The 19657-nt window shown below is 51.8% G+C and carries 22 protein-coding genes; 4 read left to right on the top strand and 18 right to left on the bottom strand.

What is annotated here, in order from left to right:
* Positions 1–54: 54 nt before the first annotated feature.
* The 11 genes from NSS83_RS00675 to NSS83_RS00625 all read right to left on the bottom strand — a co-directional run bounded on the left by NSS83_RS00675 (position 55) and on the right by NSS83_RS00625 (position 12182).
* The gene (locus tag NSS83_RS00675; protein ID WP_341021321.1) at positions 55–657 is read right to left on the bottom strand and encodes a response regulator transcription factor; all 603 of its coding nucleotides are present in this window, start codon (positions 655–657) and stop codon (positions 55–57) included.
* A complete protein-coding gene (locus tag NSS83_RS00670) occupies positions 654–1793 on the bottom strand; it encodes a sensor histidine kinase (RefSeq protein ID WP_341021320.1) in 1140 nt (379 codons plus the stop codon). Before NSS83_RS00670 ends, NSS83_RS00675 begins: the two co-directional genes overlap by 4 nt.
* A gap of 158 nt (positions 1794–1951) precedes the next feature.
* Complete coding sequence (locus NSS83_RS00665) at positions 1952–3019, bottom strand: fatty acid desaturase (RefSeq protein ID WP_341023286.1); 1068 nt, start codon at positions 3017–3019, stop codon at positions 1952–1954.
* 116 nt (positions 3020–3135) lie between these two features.
* Positions 3136–3285 (bottom strand): hypothetical protein, encoded by a 150-nt coding sequence (locus NSS83_RS00660; RefSeq protein WP_341347484.1) that lies wholly within the window; start codon positions 3283–3285, stop codon positions 3136–3138.
* Between the two features lie 5 nt (positions 3286–3290).
* Positions 3291–3626 carry a hypothetical protein gene (locus tag NSS83_RS00655; RefSeq protein ID WP_341347483.1) on the bottom strand — a complete coding sequence of 112 codons (336 nt, stop codon included), beginning with the start codon at positions 3624–3626 and terminating at the stop codon, positions 3291–3293.
* Positions 3627–4104: 478 nt separating this feature from the next.
* Positions 4105–5700 (bottom strand): response regulator, encoded by a 1596-nt coding sequence (locus tag NSS83_RS00650; RefSeq protein ID WP_341186220.1) that lies wholly within the window; start codon positions 5698–5700, stop codon positions 4105–4107.
* A gap of 18 nt (positions 5701–5718) precedes the next feature.
* A complete protein-coding gene (locus NSS83_RS00645) occupies positions 5719–7086 on the bottom strand; it encodes an extracellular solute-binding protein (protein ID WP_341186221.1) in 1368 nt (455 codons plus the stop codon).
* Positions 7087–7100: 14 nt separating this feature from the next.
* The gene (locus tag NSS83_RS00640) at positions 7101–8828 is read right to left on the bottom strand and encodes a sensor histidine kinase (protein WP_341186222.1); all 1728 of its coding nucleotides are present in this window, start codon (positions 8826–8828) and stop codon (positions 7101–7103) included.
* 88 nt (positions 8829–8916) lie between these two features.
* Positions 8917–9780 carry a carbohydrate ABC transporter permease gene (locus tag NSS83_RS00635; RefSeq protein WP_341021308.1) on the bottom strand — a complete coding sequence of 288 codons (864 nt, stop codon included), beginning with the start codon at positions 9778–9780 and terminating at the stop codon, positions 8917–8919.
* Positions 9777–10730: a sugar ABC transporter permease gene (locus tag NSS83_RS00630; protein WP_341021306.1), complete on the bottom strand. Its 954-nt coding sequence runs from the start codon at positions 10728–10730 to the stop codon at positions 9777–9779. Before NSS83_RS00630 ends, NSS83_RS00635 begins: the two co-directional genes overlap by 4 nt.
* A 99-nt stretch (positions 10731–10829) precedes the next feature.
* Entirely contained in the window at positions 10830–12182 is a 1353-nt protein-coding gene (locus tag NSS83_RS00625; protein WP_341186223.1) for an extracellular solute-binding protein, read from the bottom strand.
* A 184-nt stretch (positions 12183–12366) separates the two neighbouring features.
* Between NSS83_RS00625 and NSS83_RS00620 the strand changes: the two genes are divergently transcribed.
* From NSS83_RS00620 to NSS83_RS00610, 3 genes are all read left to right on the top strand, one after another.
* The gene (locus NSS83_RS00620; RefSeq protein WP_341021302.1) at positions 12367–12768 is read left to right on the top strand and encodes a hypothetical protein; all 402 of its coding nucleotides are present in this window, start codon (positions 12367–12369) and stop codon (positions 12766–12768) included.
* Positions 12769–12856: 88 nt separating this feature from the next.
* Positions 12857–13069 (top strand): hypothetical protein, encoded by a 213-nt coding sequence (locus NSS83_RS00615; protein WP_209873220.1) that lies wholly within the window; start codon positions 12857–12859, stop codon positions 13067–13069.
* A 3-nt stretch (positions 13070–13072) separates the two neighbouring features.
* Positions 13073–13378: an HNH endonuclease signature motif containing protein gene (locus NSS83_RS00610; protein ID WP_341021298.1), complete on the top strand. Its 306-nt coding sequence runs from the start codon at positions 13073–13075 to the stop codon at positions 13376–13378.
* A 150-nt stretch (positions 13379–13528) separates the two neighbouring features.
* Here NSS83_RS00610 and NSS83_RS00605 read toward each other — a convergent pair whose 3' ends face one another.
* The 5 genes from NSS83_RS00605 to NSS83_RS00585 all read right to left on the bottom strand — a co-directional run bounded on the left by NSS83_RS00605 (position 13529) and on the right by NSS83_RS00585 (position 16786).
* On the bottom strand, positions 13529–13687 hold the full coding sequence (locus NSS83_RS00605) for a hypothetical protein (RefSeq protein ID WP_341021297.1): 159 nt from the start codon (positions 13685–13687) through the stop codon (positions 13529–13531).
* Between the two features lie 193 nt (positions 13688–13880).
* Positions 13881–14567 carry a MerR family transcriptional regulator gene (locus tag NSS83_RS00600; protein ID WP_341347482.1) on the bottom strand — a complete coding sequence of 229 codons (687 nt, stop codon included), beginning with the start codon at positions 14565–14567 and terminating at the stop codon, positions 13881–13883.
* A gap of 5 nt (positions 14568–14572) precedes the next feature.
* Positions 14573–15211 (bottom strand): Hsp33 family molecular chaperone HslO, encoded by a 639-nt coding sequence (locus NSS83_RS00595; RefSeq protein ID WP_341347481.1) that lies wholly within the window; start codon positions 15209–15211, stop codon positions 14573–14575.
* A 174-nt stretch (positions 15212–15385) separates the two neighbouring features.
* Complete coding sequence (locus NSS83_RS00590; RefSeq protein WP_341021291.1) at positions 15386–15748, bottom strand: hypothetical protein; 363 nt, start codon at positions 15746–15748, stop codon at positions 15386–15388.
* 39 nt (positions 15749–15787) lie between these two features.
* Positions 15788–16786, bottom strand: coding sequence for an aldo/keto reductase (locus NSS83_RS00585; RefSeq protein WP_341021289.1), 999 nt, complete (start codon positions 16784–16786; stop codon positions 15788–15790).
* A 272-nt stretch (positions 16787–17058) separates the two neighbouring features.
* Here NSS83_RS00585 and NSS83_RS00580 point away from each other — a divergent pair, with 272 nt between their 5' ends.
* Positions 17059–17730 carry a tetratricopeptide repeat protein gene (locus NSS83_RS00580; protein WP_341168828.1) on the top strand — a complete coding sequence of 224 codons (672 nt, stop codon included), beginning with the start codon at positions 17059–17061 and terminating at the stop codon, positions 17728–17730.
* Between the two features lie 82 nt (positions 17731–17812).
* On the opposite strand, the gene NSS83_RS00575 is transcribed toward NSS83_RS00580, so the two are convergent.
* Together NSS83_RS00575 and NSS83_RS00570 are read right to left on the bottom strand one after the other, a co-directional pair.
* Complete coding sequence (locus NSS83_RS00575) at positions 17813–18958, bottom strand: DUF4179 domain-containing protein (protein ID WP_341347480.1); 1146 nt, start codon at positions 18956–18958, stop codon at positions 17813–17815.
* Positions 18955–19488, bottom strand: coding sequence for a sigma-70 family RNA polymerase sigma factor (locus NSS83_RS00570; protein ID WP_340826932.1), 534 nt, complete (start codon positions 19486–19488; stop codon positions 18955–18957). Before NSS83_RS00570 ends, NSS83_RS00575 begins: the two co-directional genes overlap by 4 nt.
* Positions 19489–19657 lie beyond the last annotated feature (169 nt).

Genomic DNA, 19657 nt, shown 5'->3' with positions numbered 1-19657 from the left:
ACGGCCAGCCCTCCTAGAGACAGCCGCCGTTCATACTTCCCCGATAGGGATATTTTATTTGAACCAGCCTTTTTCCTTGAAGCGTGTAATCGCCTCGATCCGGTTGCCCACATCCAGCTTGTCCAGAATGACCGAGATGTAGTTGCGGACCGTTCCGGTGGTGATATAGAGCTGGCTGGCGATCTCCTTCGTATTCTTGCCGTCCGCGATCAGCCCCAGCACTTCCTTCTCCCGCTCGGTCAGCGGATTCGCTTCCTTCCCGTACGCCTCATCCATCAGCTCCGGCGCGTACATGCGCTTGCCGTCCATGACACTGCGGATCGACAGCGCAAGCTCTTCGCTCGGACTGTCCTTAAGCAGATAGGCGTCCACTCCCGCCTTGACCGCACGCTCGAAATAACCTGCCCGGGCAAAGGTGGTCAGAATCATGATTTTGCAGCCTTCCCCCTTCAACGCTTCTGCCGCCTCCAGGCCTGTCATCGCCGGCATTTCAATATCCATAATACAGATATCCGGCTGCAGCTGCTTCACCAGCTTCACCGCTTCTTCCCCGTTGCCCGCTTTACCGACTACCTGCATGTCTTCCTCCAGATCCAGGAGAGCCGATAGCGCCCCCAGCAGCATGCGCTGGTCTTCAGCTATCACGATTGATATCATTGCGCGTTCACCTCCATATCCGGCTGCTGAGCCGCATTAGGCACCTTAATCACTAGCGTAGTTCCTTCATCCTGGATCACTTCCATCGAACCGTTGACGAACTCAAGCCGCTCCCTCATTCCCTGCAGGCCATGTCCCTTGTGGTACAGCTTGGTCCCCTCAATCCCTCCGCCGTTGTCCTTCACTTTGATGACCAGTTCCGTCCGCGAGGATTCGATCTGAATCCGGCATAGTGTGGCGCCGCTGTGCTTGACCACATTGGTTACCGCCTCCTTCATACACATGCTCAGCACGTTCTCGGTAATCAGCGAGGTCTGGGTCAAATCGGTGTTGCCTTCCAGCACATAATCAATCTCAGCGGCCTGGAGAAGCTGGCGGATGCGCACCAGCTCGTCTTCCAGCCGGATGCCCCGCATCTGCGTGATCATCTCCCGGACTTCCTTCAGTGCACTGCGGGCCGTCATGCGCACATCGTTAATTTCGATCATGGCCTGCGCGGGATTCTTGGTGATCAGTTTACCGGCCAGGTCGCTCTTCAGTCCGATCAATGACAGACGTTGCCCCAGCGTATCATGCAGATCCCGTGAGATCCGCTGACGCTCCTCCATAATGCCCAGCTCGGAGATCCGTTTGTTGGCATCCTCCAGCTGCCCCTGCAGCTTATCCTGCCTGTTGCGGTTATACGTTGTGACCGGGAGCAGCACCACCGCAATGATACTGACCAGTACAAACGGCAGCTGCGAGAGGAAGACGGGATTGCGCATAATCAGCTCATAGTTAATCGCTACAATCGTAGTGAGCAAGTGGATCGGATAGAGGGTGAAAAAGGCTGCTCTTTTCTGGATATTCCCGATAAAAAAAGCCAGAAACAGCGCAAAGTACATATACCCGAACAGCAGCGTCATCGTAATCGAGACCACCATCTGCACACTCGTCCAGAAATAGACCACCCAACCCCTCGACTTGAACGACAGCACATAGCAGGCGAAGAAGACCATAATCATCAGGATGCCATACACCCAGCGGTCCGCCGTAGAGGAACGGAAGATGAAATAGAAGGGAAGAATGTAAAAAATAACCCATACATAAGGGCTTAGTCCCGTACTTTTATGAAAAATATGATGCCACTTCTGCATGTTAGCCATCCTTTTTGCCAGCAAGTTTATACCCCCATTTTAACATAAACCAGTATCCGACCGGCAACTTCCTTCTAAACAACCTGTGTATATTCTAAAAAGAAAGACCAGACCCGGCCTCTTGCTCCCCGGATCTGTCTTTCTGCATGTTCCCTCTTCTATTCGCTCTGGAATCCCGGTTTGATTACCTTCAGCCCTTCTTTCACGGCAGGCTCACTCTTCCGCAAGCGCTGCTTCAACTGCTTGAAGCTGACGAAGACCTTATGCTCTTCATCCCACAGACGGTATTTCAGTGCTTCGAGACTCGTGCTGAGTGTAATGGTGGTTGCCTTTTGCAAAGGCGGGCTGGCATTGTGAGCCAATTCCAGATTATAATTCGGCACCTTCGGGCTCAAGTGATGCACATGGTGGAACCCGATATTTCCTGTAATCCATTGCAGTACCTTCGGCAGCTTATAGTAAGAGCTTCCTTCTACAGCGGCGTTCACATAGCTCCACTCTTCATCATGCTCGAAATAGGTATGTTCAAACTGGTGCTGTACATAGAACAGCCAGATGCCGAGGAAACCGGACACGAACACAATCGGCAGCTGTACCAGCAGGAACGCCTGCCAGCCTATGAGCAGAATAATTCCAGTATATAAAGCCGCAATGGACACATTGGTCAGGTACGTATTCATGCGCTCCTTGCGTCTTGCCCCTTTAGCATTGAACCGGTACTGGATAAGGAATACAGCAATCGGTCCGATGACGAACATTACCAGCGGGTTGCGGTAGATCCGGTAATAGAGCTGCTGGAGCGGCTTGGCAGCCATATATTCTTCCACCGTCATGATCCAGATATCCCCAATGCCTCTTTTGTCAAGATTGCTGCTTCCGGCATGATGAATCGAATGACTGTGCTTCCACTGGCGGTAAGGGACCAGGGTAAGGACACCGGTGATGGTGCCGACAATATCATTGGCCTTACGGTTCTTGAAGAACGACCCGTGGCAGCAGTCATGAAAAATAATAAAGGTGCGGATGACAAATCCGGCAGCCGGAACCGCAAACAGCAGCGTCAGCCAGTAGGACACGGATAAGCTGAAGTAGGCGGCTGCCCAGAGCAGCACCAGCGGCCCAAGCGTATTCATGAGCTGTTTTATACTCGTGTTGCGGTCTGTTTTCTCGTAAGGGGCTACGCTTTTCTTCAATGTAGAGAGCTGGGGTATCTGGTTGTTGGTCATCGGGATCAGTTCCTCCTCGGATGCATCCATTCAAGGACACTTCTTATATTTCCAGTATAAAGAAGACAGTGTCATCCCCGTAAGTCATATATATCAACTCTGATGTATGACAAATGTCATAGTCTGCTCTGAATGGCTTGTCTGCCCCCCTCCTTCGTTCCGAGCAGCGGCAGCAGAATCAGCACCGCAATCAGGAACAGTACGCCGCTAACGGTGAAGACTGCGGATAAGGAGAGTATACCTTTTGCATAGCCAGCTACAGACATTCCGATCACCATGAAGCCATGAACATCGGCCCCATAATGCCGCCCACCCTGCCCATATAAGCAGTGTCTTTATGACGGAGCAACAGAGTATTGATACCGATATGAATACAAGGGTAAAAGAAGCCGCTAACTGTCTGGAGCGCCAGCGTCAGCACTGTATGATGCGACCAGCCTATTCCTACCGTTGCGGCCGCACTAATCAGCAGGCCTAGGGATAACATTGTCTGCGGCTTCATAGTTTTGCCTTTACTCATAATAAACATTCCGCCCATCAGCATCGCCGCTCCATTCGCCATCATCACCCACTGCAGGAAGCTTTTGTCTCTGCCCAGATTCTCCATAATGATGAAGACGCCCAGCGGCTGGACAGTCCGGCGGCAAGACCGGCGAACCAGCGGAGCGGACGGAACTCCCTCCTAAAAGTGATGGAGGTCGCCTTGGTCTCCGGATTTTCACCGCTAAAGAGAAAAATAAAATCTGGGGACAAGAGCGTTTGGGACAAACCCTTTCATTTCCCCATACCGCTACTTCCGGCGTACTCAAAGGGATTTGTCCCTTTCATTTCTCCCTATCGCCTACTTTCAGAGTACTCAAAGGGATTTATCACTTTCATTTCTCCCTATCGCCTACTTTCGGCGTATTCAAAGGGATTTATCCCTTTCATTTCCCCCGTATCGCCCGTTTCCGGCGCATTCAAATGGATTTATCCCTTCCAGCAAACGACAAAAAAGCACCTAAGTCTCCTTAGGTGCTTACACAGGTTTCGCTTTACACGTTAAGTATCTTCTGTCTATGTATATATCTGTACCCTCACCCGTGCTAAGCCTGCTTCACATGCTCCTCACGGTACTCCGTGGGGGTCTTGCCGGTCGCTTTTTTGAATACCTGAGTGAAGTATCTCGGGTCCTGATAGCCGACCAGCGGCGCGACCTGATAGACCTTCACATTGCTGCTGCGCAGAATGTATTTGGCGTTCTCCATCCGGCAGTGGGTAACGAATTCGAGGAACGTGTAGCCGGAGATTTGCTTGAACAGGGTGCAGAAATGGCTGATGCTGAGATCGGCCACCTCGGATACCTCCTCGATGCTGAGATCCTTGTGGTAATTGGATTCAATGTAACGCTGGACCTTCTCAATGATGCTCCGGCCGTCCTCCCGGGCTGCGGTCTTATGACTCTGCTCCAGCCAGTCGCCAAAGGTGGTCTTCAGAACATCCATCATGGCAGGCAGTGTGCCGAGTCCGTTCAGCTTGCTGAGCAGCCCTTCGATGGACCAGTCATTATGGGTATTCAGATGTGCGAACTGCCGGTACAGCACCACACTCATCTCAATCATCAGACGCTCCGCCAGCGGCTGGGGCAGACTCTGGGCTTCAATGAAGAGGGACATCTCGTCAAAAAGAGCCAGCATCCGCGTAAGATTCAACGTGCGGATGCTCTCAATCAGCGACAGCTCCAGCTCCTTCGGATACTGCACCTCGCGGTTGCCCGCCGCTGCTGTCTCCTCTTCCAGGAAGACTCCGGCTTGGCCGGAATAGAAGCGCTGGTACAGCGCCTGGGAGGCTAACGGGTATACCGTGCTAAGCTGATCAATCCCGCTGGTGCTTCTGCTGATGCCGACAGAGCAGTTCAGCTTGGAATAGCGCTTGATCCCGGCTATGAGCTGCTCTCCGAGTTCCTGCTTGCTGTCATTCAGGCTCGCCGGGAAGAGCAGAATCCATTCCCCGTTATAGAACGGGAAGATGGACAATGCCCCGTTCGTAAGCGACCACTCCTCCAGGATATTGCGCACGGCAAACAGCCACAGACGCTTCTCCTCGGCGCTCCATTTCGCCGTCAGCGCGGCGTAGTCATCCAGACGGACCACCGCCATGAAGTATTCGCCCTCCAGCTCACTGTTCTCCAGCCATTTGAGGTGCTGGAGCGGCCGCGGATTGCCCAGCGTGAATTCGGCCAGCATGCGTTCGCGGGCCAGCAGCGACAAGGTCTGCACCGAGAGCATCAGCTGCTCGTTCTCCTTCTGGCGGTCCAGGCGCTCCCTGGCCCGCTTAAGCATCTCCACCAGCTCGTCATGGTCGATCGGCTTCAGCAAATAATCAAAGGCCCCCAGCCGCAGAGCTTCCCTGGCATATTCGAACTCCCCGTAGCCGCTGATGAAGATAAAGATCAGCTTGGCGCTGCGCGGCAGCACCTCCTTCATCAGCGTGATCCCGTCAATCACCGGCATCCGGATGTCGCTGATAATGATATGCGGGGCGGTCTGCTGAATCTGCTGCAAGGCGGCCTCGCCGTTCTTCGCTTCCCCCACAATGCTCAGGCCCAGCTCATCCCATGGAATCGCAACCTTCAGGCTGCGAAGTATAATTGGCTCATCATCAACGAGCAGGACCTTATATTTCTCCTGCTGTTCCTTCATCTGTTACACCCCCCAGGCTTATTGACCCGATGAACTCCGGATCAGATTCCAATACTGCTTGGATGCATCCTGCAGCTGCTGCAAAGCCTGCTCCGCCTGCAGCCCTCCGTCAATCATCTCTTCAATGACACTGAGGAAGGTCTTCTTCACTTCAGGCGATAACAGATTGTCATACGGGACGAAGCTCTGCTGATTCTCCTCCATCATATCCATCACCTGGGCGAAGACCGGCCCGGTCTTCTCCGGGTCAAACGCGATCCGCATCGACGGAATCCGGAGCCCCTCATAGACAATCCGTGTCTGAATCTCTTTCGTATAGAAGCCCTTCATCAATTCCAGGGCCGCTGTCCGCTTCGCTCCGGTGAGGCTTGAAGACAGCCCGATGCCAATCGTATACCCTCCGGCGATGGACGGCTCTGACCCGGCCTCCCGCGCCGGGAAGGGAATGACTCCAACCCGGCTCTGGAAATCGTCCGGTGCATTGTCTCCCGAGAATAAATTGATATCCCAGTTGCCGTTCAGGTACATGGCTGCCCTGCCTTCAGTAAACAGACGGACCGCCCCCTCAGTGGAGGTATCGTTAGAGTCTTCACTGAAATAGCCTGCCTCCACCCATCTGTTCAGGTGCCGGAACGCTTCCAGGTAGCCGCTGTTCTGGAAGCTCGACATGTCCTCGCCCGTTACCAGCTTCTGAATCAGGTCAGCTCCGGCGTAGCGGTCCATCAGATAATGGGCGAATATCCCCGCAGGCCAGCGGTCTTCGTTCCCCAGGGCAAACGGGATATAGCCCGCTGCCTTCAGCTTCGCCATCACCGTATCCAGCTCGGCCAGCGTATTCGGAGTATTAATGCCTAGCTTGGTGAAAATTTTTTTATTATAGTAGAGCGGTTCTGCATTGCCCTCAATCGGCAATCCGTAGATATGGTTGTTGAATGTCCAGAGATGCAGATCCTTGAACTGGTTGCTGAGACCGTTCTCAGCTGTGAAATCGGTCAGATCCATCAGCCGGGCTGAACGCACATATGGCTCAATCTCCGCCCCGCCGAACAGAACGAACATATCGGGCGCTGTGCCGGTTACCATCTCACTCTTCAGCTTCTGCTCGCGGTGGATATTCTGATCCAGCCCCTCGAAGTTCACCTTCACATTCGGATGGCTCTCCTGGTAGCTTCGCACAACCTCCTCGAAGATCGCCAGAAGCGGCCGGTCATGCTCCTTGATCCAAAAGTGCCGGAAGGTCAGTGTGATTTTCTCGGGCGAGGTATCCTCAATCTGCTCCCGGTCCTCCTGCATAATGAACCATACGGCGCCGGACATCAGCACAATATAGAGGAGAATCCATCCCCAGTTGGTCAACCATCTAAGCACATGCCGCTGATCCTTCATTTGGCTTCTCCCCCTCATGTCGGCTGTATCCTCGGAATCCGGATGCAGATGGCTGATCCGAAGCCCGGTGAGGAACAGACCAGAATACCATAGGGATTGCCGAACCGGATGTTCAGGCGCTCATGCACATTTTTCAGCCCAACCCCGCTGTCGCTGTATTTCTTCGGATTGCTCCGTTCCTTGTTCCACTGGCTCATCAGCACCTCAAGATCGAACCCGGGGCCGTTATCCTTCACAATAATGATAATATCCTTGCCGTTCTCTTGAGCGGTAACCGTAATCGTCCCGTGCTCCTCCATCTGCTCAATGGCATGATACAAGGCATTCTCCACTATCGGCTGAACAATGAGCTTCTGGGTCATCACATATTTCAGCGGCTCGGGCAGCTCCAGCTCATAGGAGAACTTATCCTCGAACCGGAATTTCTGGATATCCAGGTAATGGCGGACATGCTCGAACTCCATCTGCAGCGGGATCAGGTCCTGATTCTGACTGATGCTGATCCGCAGCAGCCGGCCGAGTGAGATGACCATTTTGCTGATATCCCGGTTGCCTGCCAGCACCGCCATGGAGTTAATCGATTCCAGTGAATTATAGATAAAATGCGGGTTGATCTGGGCCATCAGCGCCTGCATCTCCGCTTCCTTTTTCCGTCCCTGTTCGGTCTGGACCTGGTCAATCAGCTCATTGATCTGCGAGCTCATCCGGTTGAAGCCGTCAATCAGGGAATCGCTCTCATCATTGGCCCGCAGCGGTACCGGAATCGGGGTGAAGATCCCCTGCTTGACCCGCTTCATCCCGTTCACGGCACTGTTAATGCTGCGGACCAGCCTGCGGATGAAATAACGGTCGAACAGGAAGGCCGACAGCAGCGATACCATGCCGAGAATAATCGCAATATTGCGGATGGAGTCCGATTCGGAGGAGATCAGGTTCATCGGCGTAATGGCCGCCAGATACCAGTCCGCGTTATGTGAAGGCAGGAAAGTGATCAGTGACCGCTCCCCTTGATAATTGTCAATGTAATAATCCTGATCCTGGTTATAATTCTCCTGTAAAAAAGGAAAATCCGTCCGTTCCCCGATATGCTCCCCGGACTTGTTAAAGACGATATTGCCCTGCTTGTTGACCAGCAGAATATCCCCTTTCTTCAGGGTGGCAGCCTCCCAGAAAATCTGATCGAGCAGATCCGGCTTCACATATACAACCAGATAGCCGATATCCTCCAGCGAATAATAGTCCTTAATCACTCTGGCATGGACCAGCACCGGCTTATCGCCGCTGGCCGAACCGTTCTCTCCGGGACCGGACCAGACAGGACGCCCTTCGGCAGCCTCCATAGCTCCGAACCAGACCTGCTTGTGCATATCTGCAAAAGACATCGGCGCATTGTATTGGTACAGCAGCCGGTCTTTGCCGTACAGGCTGAACGAGGTGATCATCGGATGGTTGATCAGCAGGTTGTTGATTTCCTGCTTGCGGTCATAGGTAAGGACGAAATTCTGCTGCTTCAGCGACTGCTGAATCGCAGGCTGTGTGATCGCTGAATTGGTGATCGATGAAATCTCACTGAGGGCGAACTTCAGCTTGCGGTCCGTCTCCAGCAGGGAGATCCAGTAGAAATTGCTTGATTTCTTCTCCATGGCGTTCGAATAATTCACATACGTAACAATCCCCATAACAATCACGGGAATGAATACAAGAAGAATAATAGCGAACAAGATTTTGCGGCGGAGCTTCATGACGGGTCCCTTCCTCCTGCGGTCTATGTCCATGTATTATTCTTCAAAGCATTCTGTAAATCCTCTTACTTATCCGATAGAAAGACGGTTAACTCTTGATGGCGCCTGAAGTCAGTCCGGCAATCACCCAGCGGCTGAATAAGAGGAAGACAACCAGCAGCGGCAGCGTGGCCGTGAAGGTAGCGGACATAATCATCCCGTAATCAAGACCGTCACGTGTAGTGAACAGCTGCTGCAATGCAATTTGAATCGTGAAATGCTCCTTGTTCTTCAAGACGACCAGCGGCCAGAAGAAATCATTCCATACCGTCATGAAATTCAGAATACCCAGGGTAGCCATCGCCGGTGTAATGACCGGAACGGCAATCCTCCAGAAAATCCGGAAGTGGCCTCCCCCGTCAATACGCCCGGCTTCGATCAGTTCGGTAGGCACGGCCGAGGAGATGTACTGCCGCATCCAGAAGATCCCGAAGGCATTGACCATAGCGGGAACTATCAGCGCCTTGAAGCTGTCGATCCAGTGAAGCTTGGCCATAATGACATAGGTCGGCAATACGCCGAGCTGCTGCGGAACGATCAGGGTGGCGATAACGAAGACGAACAGCATGTTTTTACCAGGGAATTCATATTTGGCAAAAGCATACCCGGCCAGTGTACAGAAGAACACGACCGAAATGGTCACCATGGACGAGACGAACAGCGAGTTGCCGAGCGCCTGGAAGAAGTCCGATTTGTCCAGCACCCGCTTGAAGTTCTCAAAGAACTGGTCTCCGATGGTGAGCAGCGGCGGTACGTGGAACACGGCTCCCTTGTCATTGGTCCCTACCACAAACATCCAATAGAACGGGAAGATGGAGACCAGCGCCCCGAGAATCAGCAGAAAATAGAAGCCCAGCTTACCGAAGAATCCGGGATCATCCGGCTTTTTTCTGAACATACGCAATGTACTCACGCTTTTTTCCCTCCAGTCTGTCTGCCGCCGCCTCTGGAGATCAGCATATTGAGGACAGAGAACAGGATCGTAACGAGGAACAGCAGAACCGCTGTAGCCGCCGCTGTGCCGAAGAAGCCGTTACGGAAGGCCTCACTGTACAAATAAGTAACCATCGTAATCCCTTCCTGCCGGGTAGATCCGGTGCCGGATTGGCCGAGGAAGACATAAGGCTCTGTGAAGAGCTGCAGCGCACCAATAGTGGATTGCAGGGATACGAAGATAATGAACGGCTTAAGCAGCGGCAGTGTAATGAAGAAAAGCTGCTGTCTGCGGTTGGCCCCGTCGATTTTGGCGGATTCGTAAAGATCCATTGGAATACTCTGCAGTCCCGAGAGGAACAGGATGGCATTGTAGCCCGTCCAGCGCCACATAACCATGGTGGAGATGGCAATTTTGACCCCCCACCAGCCGGAGTTAAAGGCCATGCTCTCTAACCCGATTCCGTTAAGCAGCCAGTTGATCATCCCGTTATTGCCGAACAGCGTACTGAAGACCAGCGTAACCGCCACGATCGAAGTGATATTCGGCATGAAGTAGAGAATGCGGAAGGTCTTCTTGAACCGGGTCATCCCCGAATGCAGCAGCACCGCCAGAAGCAGCGCCAGCATGACCTGCGGCACAGTACCCATAAGCCCCATAATCAGCGTGTTACTGAAGGAGATCCAGAAGGTCGGGTCCGTGGTGATCAGCTCGAAGTTTTTGAAGCCCACGTATTTCATTGGACCCAAGGCATCCCACTTGAAGAACGATAAATAGAATGTGAAGAAGATTGGATATAGTCCGAATATCGAGAACAGAATAAAGAACGGTGAAATGAAAGTATACGCAGTGAAGCGGCTCCGTCTTTGTTCAGTGAAGAAAGGACGTTTGCTCTCGGCATGCGGACTTGTAATTACGGGCTCTGCCATGTCACACCTCCAGGGAATTCATATCTAAATCCGGATTCATAGAGGGAATCCCCCATGAATCCGGACAGTTGGGGAAGCCAGTTCCCCGCTACTTACAGGTTAGCCGCGTTCTGCAAGCGTTTTTGCCTGTTTCACAGCATCGTCCCACTCTTTGGCCGGATCGGCTTTCTTCTCCAGCACGTTCTTCAGTGCATTCTTGAAGAAGGTATCGGTCTGGTCATGCAGCGGTCCGTAGTATACCGGCTTCACGCGGTTAGCCGCTTTGCCAAATTCTACCGCCGTCTGCTGTCCGCCGAAGAAGTCATCCTTGAAATCTACGAACGCAGGATCTTCGTACAGGGCAGGAATAGAAGGCATCAGGCCTTTGGTCTTGAAGGATTCCAGCTGGTTATCCTTGTTCACGAGCCACTGGATGAAATCATAAGCTTCCTTGGAGTGCTTGCCTTCCTTCGGCAGCGTGATGAATGAACCGCCCCAGTTACCGGCGCCCTCAGGAAGCTGGGCAATTTTCCATTTGCCGGAGGAGTCCGGCGCGTTGCTCTTGATATTACCGGCCATCCAGGCCGGGCCCATCACTACGGCGAACGATCCATCGTTCATGCCTTGACCCCATTCAGGCGACCAGAGCATAACATTGCTGATCCAGCCTTCTTGAATACCCTTAACGGTAAAGTCATATGCCTTCTTCACTTGCGGATTGGTATCGCCGATGAAGCTGCCGTCTGCTTTGCTGAAATAGATCTCGTCCGCCGACTGGTCACGAAGCGCATTGTACGTCAGATCGGTCAGGTCGGAGAAATACTTGCCCGTCTTGTCTTTGAACGCTTTTGCTACAGTGGCGAATTTGTCCCATGTATCAATGGCTGCACCGAAGCCTTCAGGATCACTTGGCAGTCCGGCTGCTTCAGCCAGGTCAGTACGGTAATAGACTACCGTCGGGCCGATATCTGTCGGAAGTCCGAGCTGGAAGCTGCCGTCGATGGAGGAAGCCTGCTTCCATTTCCAGTCGAGATAGTTGGCCTGGATGTCTTTCGCTCCGAGGTCATTCAGGTTGTAAAATTTGTCCTGGGCTCCCAGGAAGCGTTCCATGAAACCGATCTCAAGCTGGAAAATGTCAGGTGCGCCCGAACCCGCCGAGAGTGCCGTGGTCAGATTGTTGTGGTGGGCCGTCTGGTCACCGGTATTCTGAATTTTAATGGTTACGTTAGGGTGTTCCTTGGTGTAGGCAGCCGCCAGCTCTTCGTAGTTCACATTGCCCAGCGTCCAGAACGACAGCTCCACCTTCTCTGCCTTGTCTCCTTCACCTGCGGGTGCTGCTGTGCTTGACGCGTTGTTACCCGTATTTCCTTCCGCAGACTTGTTGCCGCCGTTGTTACTTCCTCCGCATGCCGCAAGTGAGCTCATGAGCATGATGGAGACCAGCGCCAGCGCCAGGTTCTTTGTTTTTTTCATTCCTCTGTACCCCTCTCAAAGGTTTCTTTTACAAGATTTAGTGTACCGTAGGCCACTGTTTTTTTTGAGGAGGCATATTGCTGATTTATGGTGGAAATTATTCTGATTGCCCCCCGCGCAGTAGCTTAGCTTCCATTTCCAGCGGGTAAATAATGTATTAGTTACCAGGAAAGGAGCTTCCGCGATGAAGAAATTGACAATTATAGTTCCCGTGCTCATCGTGCTGATTGCGGCGCTGGGCTGGTATGGCTACACGAAACGCTCAGGCATCGCAGCAGACATCGAAGGCAAGTGGGCCTTGTCTTCCGGAGACACAGGCTGTTATACGACAGTCCGTTTTGTAGCAACCCCTGCTACTTCTGGAGGAGCTGTCTCTATAGAAGAGACTAACGGGAACGTTGTACAGATGTCTTACGGAAATTATTCAACCGGCAAAAATCAGTCCCTTGAGGTGCAGTTGACCAACCCGGAAGCTCCTGCGTTCTCTGTCGAGGCCGAAAGGAAGGATGACGTTCTAACCCTTCGATATGACATTCAAGGAACCCCGTCCTCCTGTACTTATAAAGTGAAGGAACAGACCAAGTAAGTGTTAAGTGGATTTCTGGCGGACAGACGGGTATACTGATCGTATTTGCTGAAGCAGCAGTTATCCCTATCTAAAGGAGATTTATTCCATGCCCATCAACCGACCACTACTCACTGACCAGGATCTGCAGGAAGCGATAGACCGCAAGCTGCCCGTCCGCGTCTTCCAGGATGACCATCTGGTGAATTCCGGCGCAACTATAGTGCGGTTCACGGATTCGGATGTTGTGATCCAGTCGCGGGTCAGTGATCTAACCTATTATTCGCGCAGCCGCTGTGAATTCTTCGAAGTCCGGCCTTAAAGGATGACTGCCCGGGCCTTGGACACGTGTGAGCTGTGCGGCCGTTCTCCTCTTGCAACTACCGTTCATCATTTGATTCCCCGTGAGAAAGGCGGCAGCCTGCTCCCGACTGCCCTTCTGTGCAAGGCTTGCCACCGGCAGATTCATGCCCTGTATACCAACAGCGATCTCGTTGTTCTTGGCCTTACAACACTGGACAGCCTGCGGAGCGACCCGCAGATTGCCGCTTATCTGAAATGGATCATGCGGCAGGCGCCAGGCGCCGAACCGAAGCTTCGCAAATCAAAGCGGGTGCGAAGCAAACGTTAATCAGCAGGATGATGCTGGTGCTCCCATATCCAGTGCGCAGCAAAAAGGTGCCTTCCGAGTTCCGGGAGGCACCTTTTTGCTGTTTTTGCTGAAGGCTCTATGATTTGCTGCAAGGTCTTCTGTGTAAAAATGGTTCTGCGGCTCTATTGCTTATTTCTTCATATCGCCATGGCTGCGCAGCTTCTCATTCAGGACTTCCTGAAAGCTCTGGACCTTATCTTCCTGTCTCTGCACTTTCGGACTTAGAACGGGCTGAGGTCTAAAAAACTGATGATTAAAAGCCATAAGGTTATGTACGCTCATACTCATTGAAGTTCAACCTCCTTCCATAATCTTCACCCTGAATTTGCGTGAGTGCGAAGTTTCTTATCCCTTATTTAAACCGCTCTTTCCAGTCCTAAACAGTTTTATCTGAATTATTGGTAATGATGCTATACATTTATCCAAATAAAAAGAGCAAGCGGTTCTCCCCTCATGGAGAATCGTTGCTCTTTGTTATGGCTTACAAGCCGGCATCATACTCATCAATCAACTGGACTAAATAGCGGTAATTTTCCTGCGTGATCCCGAAAGTATTCGCCGGATTCTGCTGGTAATATTCCTCTGATTTCTTTACCGTATCCTCCGGCACCTGATTTGCCTCAAGAATATTCTTTTTCCAGTATTGAACACATTTTTCCGCTCTATCATCTTTTGCAGACAAGCGGTGTTCCGCACAGAAATCCAATTCCTTGATGAAGGTATTCCAAAGCTTAAGGTTAAAGGAAGCCGGTTTGCCTTTTGGAAGATCGCCTGTATCCGGCAGCGGTGAAAAAAGCGGAAGAATATACGGGGTTACGTCCTGCTCCTTACTAACCTTCTCCTCAAGAGCGGATAGACGCATGAATCGAAGCTGCAGATCCGATAGCGCTGTCTGAGTCCTTTCTTTTTCCTCACGGATAAAGAGCCTGACGTCAAAGCTGTCATTGTTGAGATATTGCTGAATATCGCTGAGCGTCATCCCCATATTTTTAAGTGAAAGAATAACAAACATGCTGGAGAAGGAATCTGAGTCATAAAAGCGGTGCCCCTGCTCATTGACATAGGCCGGAGTGAGAACTTTTATGTCATCATAGTACTGCAAAGTACGCACACTGACCCCAGTCAGCTCTGCAAATTCTTTGGTTTTAATGTATTTTTCCATAGTCATACACTCTACTCTATCGTATTTTCTGAGATTACCTTTGCTAAACAGGACAACTTCCCGGGAACCTGCCCCCAAGGCAGTTCTCCCAATTCCTTAGCTTGATATACCACTTCATAAGCAGCCTTTCCCATCAATTTGTGATCTGCGAAGGGTAAGGGCTGCATCAAAATCCCCCTGGAAGCATTGTCCTCACCGAGTATAATATGACTTGGAAGCTGCTCGCTCTGTACTGTAAAGTGAGAAAACAGCATAACAACGCTATCCATATGCGCCTCAACTGTACTAGTGTGTATCCCCGTCTCCCAATTCCCTGTTGTTACCGACAGCACAGATTTATCGTCAAATAGATCAGCGGCTGCCCCGTCAAATTTATTCATTTCTGCACTATACTCCATAGTAAACTTCGCATCAGAGATCTGGCAAAAAATTGAGACGCCTTGAGAAAGACGAAAAGAAAAGCTTATTTTAGGAGGAGCATCATTAATGGAAGATAATAATACACCATTCGTTATGATCTCCTGCAAAAGGCTGCGCATGCCGGCTGTCCCGGTAAACGCATTTAATGCTTTTGCAGCTATCTGACGGGTATCCGCAACAGCCATTCTGAATTCTTGGTTCACGGATAGCATTCTTATAATATTGTTCATTTCTATCACCTCTTACACCAATCGTACTGTATCACGTTACGTGATACACAACCCCTGATTGATACAAGTGGAAACGGCTTTGCCGTCCTTTGTAAGGACGGTACCGTTTCAGCGAGAAATAGAAGGACAAGTTATCGTGTGAAACATATAATTTCTTATATTTTTAAGAAAGACTTATATCGAAAAATCAGTCACGCCTTTCTTGGCGGCATACTTCAGCATATACGTTCCTCCGCCCTCAAAAGGCATCGTGGCGATGGTGATCCGGGTATAGTCCAGCCTGTGATCTTTTAAGACTCTCTTGACCAGAGCAATTCCGCGGGCTTCATCTGTCACTACGCAGAATAGATTAAGCACATATTTGGCCGGGTCAGCCATACTCTTGCCCATATCAAAGCCATCCACATAACCAAGTTCGGCATCCGCCAGGAACAGATTCAAGTATTCGGTTACTTTGTCTCTAAGCCATTCATCACGCTTGCTTCCCTTGGCGCTCTTCAAGGGATACTGTACCACGAGCCAATGCTTATCATTCATTTGTGTTCACCACCAGACTTATGGATTTCTTCCAGGCTACTACTTCAGGGCTGCCCAGGAAGCCTCGTTCAGCAGCTCCAGCTCCTCCGGCTCCAACCGGAAGCTCATGGCGCCGACATTCTCCCGGGCATGGCGGGCCTTGGATGCGCCCGGAATGGCAACTACAGTGTCGCCATGATAATGAATCAGCCAGTTCAGCGCGATCTGTCCGGGAGTAACCCCGTATTTGTCAGCCAGTGCAGTCAGCGAAGTGATTAGCGGCTTACTGCGGGCCAAGCTCTTGTCGTCCAGGCCGGACATCATCCGCCGGGGACGCGAGACGGCAGCCACCTGTGAAGGATCATTATGGAAGCGGCCGGTCAGGATGCCCTGCTGAAGCGGAGAATACGCGATAATCGAGATCCCCAGCTCCTTGGCAGCCGCCATGAGACCATTCTGGTCGATACTCCGGTGCAGCAGATTGTATTTGACCTGATTGGATACGAGCGACAGACCGTAAGTCTTCAGCAGCCGGTGCGCTTCTGTCATCTGCTTGGCGGAATAATTGCTCACTCCGACATAACGGATTTTACCGGCCTTCACCAATCCTGCCATTGCTTTCATCTCACTGGCAATGGAGGATAACGAGAACGGCTGATGGATTTGATAGAGATCAATTCCTCTACCGCCCAGACAGGCAATGCGCTGGTCGATCGTCGAGGTAATGGAGCCTGCCGTCCGCAGCATCGGCCACCATTTGGTCGCAATCAGCGGAGCCGCATGGGGACTGCCCTCCTTCTGCAGCTGATCCAGCACATGAGCCAGCGCCTGCTCAGATTTGCCGCCGCCATAGATTTCTGCCGTATCCACCCAGTTCATGCCGCCTTCCAGGCTGACCCGCACAATCTCCAGAATATCCTCATCTGTAATGTTGCTCCAGTAGCGGCCTACGATTCCGCTGCCCCGGCTGAACTGCCAGCAGCCCAGACCAAGCGGTGATACGGACAGCTCAGAGCGTCCCAGCGGACGCAGCTGGACCTTGCTTGCCAATGTGTCCATGTTTCATCCTTCTTTCTGTAAGAGCTAATATAGCCATGAAACAATTTAACTGTACACAAAGCTTATGACTTCTAAGGCAGGCTGTCAATTACAGCTGTGCAGGGCGGAAGCAAGACTCCCACCGATCGTACCGGTCTAACGAACAAGCGCACCGTGACTCTTTTTAGCGTGGCTTCAAAAAAGGATGATATGGTATAATTACCCTGCCTATTCATATCCAACTTGCAGGAAGCGCAATCGAACCACACACGTAACGGAGGGAATTCATATCCATGATTAAAATTCTAGGTTTCCTGCTCCTCTACCGGCTGCTCGGTAATCCGATTCTGGCCCTGATTATCCTGCTGGCCGTCCTGTATTTCCTGGACCGCCGTTATGTCGGCATTCTGCCCAGCTTATCCAAGCCATTCCGCCGCAGCCGTCAGATGTCTAAGCTGCGGCTGACTATCGCCCAGAACCCGAACGATGTAACCGCCAAATTCGATCTGGCCCGGCTGCTAATTGAACGCAAACGCTACAGCGAGGCCAAGGAGTTGCTGACCGCCATCGCTGACCGTTATGAGACATCCGCTGAATACTGGGTGGAGCTTGGGTACGCCAACCTCAAGCTGGGACAGCTTTCCGAAGGCGAAGCGCAGATGCTTAAGGGGCTGGACATCAACCGCCGGGCGCAATACGGGCAGCCTTACCTGCGTCTGGCCGAGATTTTCCGGCATGTGGACCAGGACAAAGCGCTGCATTATGTAAGCCAATTCCAGGAGATTCAATCCTCCTCCAGCGAAGCCTATTATCTGGCTGGCTCGATGTTCAAAACGCTGGGGCGGACTGAGGACGCCAAGCTTGCTTTTAACGAATCGCTGGCTGTCTACCGCTCTCTGCCTAAGTATAAGAAGCGTCAGGAACGCGGCTGGGCGCTGCGCAGTTATTTCGCGAAGCTGCGGTGAGCGGCAGATTATAAGCATATAGCCTTTTGACAGCAAACAACCTCCGGCTACTGCACATTGCAGACCCTGGAGGTTGTTTGTTTTATTGTATAGGGACGGACATCTCAAGTTCGGGAATATACTGCTTCCCCCCGTCCTTTGATATAACGAAAGACTTAATAATTACACTCTCCGGCCTATTCTCAAAAGGTTCAAAGACCATACTGTATGAGAACGTATCCCCTTTACCGCTGCCGCTGCCACTAATCACAACAGCCTTTTGCCCATGATCATCCCACAGCTCAAACCAGATCATAAAAGTCCCCGCATCCTTATATTTATCTGGAATTGCTTCCTCAATAGCCTTGAGATCCGCGCCGGGGTCTCCCTTAATTTCGGTCAGCAGACGAGTCGATGTCTGGCTCAGCTCCAGCCGTGTATAACGGAGATGGATATGATCATGTACCTTGAACTCCCCCGGTCCAAGAACAAGGTCGCCCAGAGTATTCTTGCTAACGGGAAACTCAAAGCGAAACCTCTCATCCATCCCATTAATAAGGACCAGCATGGTGAGATCAAATTGATCAGGGATTTGTAAATTCGGTCCATCCAGTGCTGAAACAATGATAGAGTCAGGTGCGCCGGCACCTCCCTGGGCAAAACCGAATCCGGTATTGACCTTCTTCCCGTTCACGTAAAACTCGATATTATTTATTCCTCCCGCTGGCTGTCCCCCTTGGGTCAATAAATTCCACCAGCCCTCCTTTTTTTGATCCTCCTTAGCCTCAACACGGGTCAGCACCACCGAGAAGCGGCTTCCGTCATACATTTGTTCAGACACCCTGAGAGTCATTCCATCCAGAGTAACGGTCTGCTCAACATTTGTGGTTAACCCTGCTTCATTGGCTTTCCGCAGTCCGGAATCTCCGGCAAGCTGGAATACACTTGACATGAAGGGTAACTGCTTCAAGGTTTCTGCCATGGCCGGGGAGATGAATCCCAGGCTAATCAGGAGCACCAGCCCTCCGGCCACAGATGCTGCACTGATCATCACCCGGGACAGCCACCGGGGCATTCTTTTACGTCTAAGCGTCCCCTGATGCTCTGAAGCCGCCTCCAAGCCAACATCATCCTTCTCACTGATGATCCGGTACGTCTCCTCCATACGCAGATGCACAAGCTCCGGCAGTTCAGGAAGAGTCTCTTCCTGAAGGTCTGCGAGCCTGCTCTCCAACCGCTGCTGGCTCATCCGTTCACCTTCCTTTCTACAGGTTGCTCCAGGGATTGCTGTAACGTCTTGCGGGCGCGGTGCAGCCTGGTCTTGACAGCACTCTCTGACAACTCAAGCAGCCCGGCAATCTCTTGCACAGTCAGCCCCTGATAATAATGCAGCTTCACAATGGTCCCTGATATCTCTTCGAGCCTGCCAATGGCCTGGCGCAGATCTATCTCTTCTGCGGACGAAGATATGGCTTGTACGCTCTCCGGCGGATTGGGCATGACGACTACCCTCTCCCGTTTGCGCAGAATCAAGTTGCATTCGTTGATCAGAATCCGAAACAGCCATGTGTTGAAATACGCCGCTTCTTTCAGTCCTGAGATGGCTTTAAAAGCTTTCAGTACAGTCTCTTGCATCGCATCTGCACAATCCTCGTCACTCCTGACCATGGACTTGGCCATACTGTACATCCGCCGCTCCTGAGTCTTTACCAGCTGGATGAAGACCTCGCTGTCACCTGCCTGGGCACGCCTGACCAGATCTCCTTGTCCGGTGTTCAAATATGATTGCCCCCTTCTAACGGGAAGCTGCCGCATCCCCATTCAGTGCTTTCTTTCATATACTCTTTAGATGATGTACAAGCCGATAAGGTTACATTAGCATGGTATTTTTTATTTTTTTCTGCGTAAACAGCCAAAGAGCAGGCCCCGTATAACCGGGAGGCCTGCT

Source organism: Paenibacillus sp. FSL H3-0469, from assembly GCF_038051945.1.
Taxonomy (GTDB): Bacteria; Bacillota; Bacilli; order Paenibacillales; family Paenibacillaceae; genus Paenibacillus_AQ.
Note: the sequence above shows the minus strand (reverse complement) of the source record. Positions and strands in the feature narration are given on the sequence as shown.